General features: G+C 67.7%; 4 protein-coding genes. All 4 read right to left on the reverse strand.

Translation table 11 applies throughout. From position 1 onward, the window contains the following. On the reverse strand, positions 1 to 1,050 hold a 1,050-nt coding region (locus tag ACLJK8_RS21980; RefSeq protein WP_413152566.1), incomplete at its 3' end, for a Gfo/Idh/MocA family protein. 1 nt (position 1,051) lies between these two features. Continuing rightward, positions 1,052 to 2,104: a sugar phosphate isomerase/epimerase family protein gene (locus ACLJK8_RS21985; RefSeq protein ID WP_413152567.1), complete on the reverse strand. Its 1,053-nt coding sequence runs from the start codon at positions 2,102 to 2,104 to the stop codon at positions 1,052 to 1,054. A gap of 277 nt (positions 2,105 to 2,381) precedes the next feature. Continuing rightward, positions 2,382 to 3,503 (reverse strand): Gfo/Idh/MocA family protein, encoded by a 1,122-nt coding sequence (locus ACLJK8_RS21990; RefSeq protein WP_413152568.1) that lies wholly within the window; start codon positions 3,501 to 3,503, stop codon positions 2,382 to 2,384. Beyond that, positions 3,496 to 3,722 (reverse strand): NAD(P)-dependent oxidoreductase (locus ACLJK8_RS21995; RefSeq protein ID WP_413152569.1); only part of this gene is annotated, 227 nt, incomplete at its 5' end. The genes ACLJK8_RS21995 and ACLJK8_RS21990, both read right to left, overlap by 8 nt.

A 3,722-nucleotide genomic window follows, 5' to 3' on the forward strand; every position in this document is an offset into this window, starting at 1 on the left:
GGCGAAGCCGGAATAGAGATTGGCGAAGGCCTCGATATAGCCCTCCGGGTGGCCCGGAGGCGTGCGGACCCGGGAGCGGGTCGCGTCCGTCAGATCCTCGCGGCCGCGCTTGACGGTCGAAGGCGCGCCGAAGAGCGGCGTGAAGACGAGCTCGTTCGGATGCTCCTGGCTCCAGACGAGGCTGCCCTTGGCGCCGAAGACGCGGAGCCGGAGCCCGTTCGACTGGCCGATCGCCACCTGGCTCGACCAGAGCAGCCCGCGCGCGCCGCCCTGGTAGCGGATCATCACATGCGCGTTGTCGTCGAGCGCCCGGCCCGGCACGAAGGTCGCGAGATCGGCGGCGATCGCCTCGGCCTTGAGGCCGGTGACATAGCCCGCGAGATGGTAGGCATGGGTGCCGATGTCGCCGATCGAGCCGCCCCGGCCGTTCTTCTTCGGATCGGTGCGCCAGGCCGCCTGCTGGTTGCCTTCGAGCTCGATCCCCGTGGCCATCCATTCGAGCGGATATTCGACCTGCACGACGCGGATCTCGCCGAGATCGCCGCGCGCGACCATGGCGCGGGCTTCCTGGATCATCGGATAGCCGGAATAGGTATAGGTGACGCCAAGGAAGCGCCCGGTCCTGTCGGCGAGTTCGGTGAGCGCCACCGCCTCATCCAGCGTCGCGGTCAGCGGCTTCTCGCAGATGACGTCGATCCCGGCTTCGAGGAAGGTCCTGGCGATCGGGTAGTGGGTGAAGTTCGGCGTGCAGATCGCCACCACGTCGACGCCATCGCCGCGCGCGGCCTCCGCCTCGACCATTGCCTGATAGGAATCGTAGGAGCGGTCGGGCGCGATGAAGTTCTTCGCGGCGAAGGCATGGCCGCGCTCGGCGTTCACGTCGAACGCGCCGGCGACCAGATCGTACTGGTTGTCGAGCCGCGCGGCGAAGCGGTGGATGCCGCCGATATAGGCGCCTTCCCCGCCGCCGATCATACCGAGGCGCAGGCGGCGCCCGGCGAGATCTTCGCGGGAGGTCCTGGCGGGGGCGAGGGTCTCGGCCGTCGTCATGTCAGTACCCCAGGATTTCGCGGTTGAGGGACGGGTTCGCCTCCGCCTTGACGAAATCGTCGAAGGCGCGGTCGGAGACGCGGATGATGTGGTCGGCGATGAACTTCGCTCCCTCGGCGGCGCCGTCCTCCGGGTTCTTGAAACAGCACTCCCATTCGAGCACCGCCCAGCCGTCGAAGTCATAGCCGGTGAGTTTCGAGAAGATGCCCTTGAAATCGACCTGCCCGTCGCCGGGCGAGCGGAAGCGGCCGGCGCGGCGCGTCCAGGGCTGGAAGCCGCCATAGGCGCCGCCCTTGCCGTCCGGACGGAACTCGGCGTCCTTGACGTGGAAGGCGCGGATGCGCTCGTGATAGTGGTCGATGAAGGCGAGGTAATCGAGGCTCTGGAGCACGAAGTGGCTCGGGTCGTAGTTGATCGCGCAGCGCGGGTGGTTGTCCACGCGTTCGAGGAACATCTCGAAGGAATGGCCGTCGTGCAGATCCTCGACTGGATGGATCTCGTAGCAGACATCGACCCCCTCGGCGTCGAAGGCGTCGAGGATCGGGCGCCAGCGGCGGGCGAGCTCGTCGAACCCCTCGTCGATCAGCCCCTCGGGCCATTGCGGATAGGGATAGAGATAGGGCCAGAGCAGCGAGCCGGAGAAGGTCACGTGCCGGTCGAGCCCGAACCGGCGCGAGGCCTTCGCGGCGGCGAACATCTGCCGCTCGGCCCATTCGCGCCGCGCCTTCGGATCGCGGCGCACCTCGGGCGCGGCGAAACTGTCGGCGGGGTGGTCGAAGGCCGGATGCGAGGCGACGAGCTGGCCCTGCAGATGGGTGGCGAGCTCGGTGACTTCCAGGCCGTTCTCGGCGAGGACACCCTTCACCTCGTCGACATAGGTCTGGCTCTCGGCGGCCTTCTCGATATCGATGATCCGCTTGTCCCAGGCTGGCAGTTGCGCGCCGACGAACCCCTTGTCGCGCGCCCAGGCCGCGAGCCCTTCGAGGCTGTTGTACGGGGCGTCGTCGCTGGCGAACTGCGCCAGAAAGACACCGGGACCCTTGATTGTTCGCATCTTCCGAGCGCTCCTCCCGATTGGCGGACGCGGGAGGAAGGCGGGAGCCCCGATGGCCCCGCGATGCTTCCTCCCCTGAGGCGTTGCGAAACTTTGTCATACGCAACACTTGTTGCAATCCTTGTCGCACATCTCGAATTGCACGTCAACATTATTTGCAATGAATGTTGCGTTCCTGGTTCGCGAGCCGGAAAGGCCGGAGGGCGCGCCTTGGCAAGCGCGCCCTCCATCGGCCTCGTCAGAAATGACGGCGCACCGGGCGCCGCTTCGGGCGGGATCAGGCCGTCTCCAGCCAGGCGGTCTCGCGGCTGGAGCGCTGGATCGTCTCGATCAGGGTCTGGATACGCTCGCCGGCGCGGAAGCCGAAAGGTTCCGGCGCGCGACCCGCGATCGCGTCGAGATAGCGCGCGATCTCGATCGCCTTCAGGTCGTTGAAGCCGAGCTGGTGCCCCGGTGCGACGCAGAAGAGGCCGTAGGGCGCATGGTCCGGCCCGGCCTCGATCCTGCGGAAGCCGCGCTGGCCGGCCGGGTCGGCGGCGCTGTAGAAATGCAGTTCGTTGAAACGCTCCTGGCTGAAGAGAAGCGCGCCCTTCGAGCCGTAGATCTCGAAATCGTGCTGCATCTTGCGGCCCATGGCGATCCAGTTCGCCTCGATCGTGCCGGCCGCCCCGTTCTCGAACCGCAGGAAGGCGCGGCCGACGTCGTCGGTCTCGACCGTCTTCGTGCCCCCCGCGCCGTCCGGGCGGCTCGTGATCACGGTCGCGCAATCGCCAAGGACCTTTGTGATCGGCCCGAGCAGATATTCCGCCGTGGCGAGCGCATGGCTGCCGATATCGGCGAGCGCGCCGCCGCCGACCGGGTCGTTGCGGAAGGTGAAGGGCGCCGAGGCATCGGCCATGTAATCCTCGGCATGGACCCCGCGGTAGGAACGGATCTCGCCGAGGGCGCCCGAGCGGATCATCTCGCGCGCCTGGGCGAGCATCGGGTTGCAGAGGTAGTTGAACCCGACCTGGGTCTTCACCCCGGCCGCCTCCGCCGCGTCGGCCATCTCGCGCGCATCCCCTGCGAGGGGCGCCAGCGGCTTCTCGCAGTAGACATGCTTGCCGGCGGCGATGGCGGCGAGCGCCATTTCCTTGTGGAGCGCATTCGGCGCGGTGATGTCGACCAGATCGATCTCCGGGTCGGCGACCATCGCGCGCCAGTCGCCGGTCGACCGCGCGAAGCCGAAGGCGCGCGCCGCCTCCGCGGCCACCGCGTCGGAGCGGTCCGCCAGGGTGTGAAGCTCGATCTCGTAGGGCAGATCGAAGACGCGCGGCGCCGAGGCGAAGCCGAAGGCATGGGTCTTGCCCATGAAGCCGGAGCCGATCAGGCCGATCTTGAGTACGGGTTTGTCAGGCATCCACGGCCTCTCTGTTGACGATGAGGTTTGGGTCTGGGTTTCCGTCGAGGAAGTCGATGACGTTCTGGACGGCGCCGATGGCCATGCGTTCGGCGCATTCGGTTGTGAGGCCTGCGACGTGGGGGGAGAGGATGACGTTGTCCATGGCGAGGAGGGGGTTTTCGGGGGCGGGGGGTTCGGCGTCGAAGACGTCGAGGCCGGCGCCGGCGAGGCGGTTCC

The sequence above is a fragment of the Amaricoccus sp. W119 genome (assembly GCF_047275745.1).
Classification (GTDB): domain Bacteria; phylum Pseudomonadota; class Alphaproteobacteria; order Rhodobacterales; family Rhodobacteraceae; genus Amaricoccus.

Coding starts and splice junctions, on each gene's coding strand:
- ACLJK8_RS21985 (WP_413152567.1), bottom strand. CDS start 2,104: ATGCGAACAATCAAGGGTCCCGGTGTCTTTCTGGCGCAGTTCGCCAGC.
- ACLJK8_RS21990 (WP_413152568.1), bottom strand. CDS start 3,503: ATGCCTGACAAACCCGTACTCAAGATCGGCCTGATCGGCTCCGGCTTC.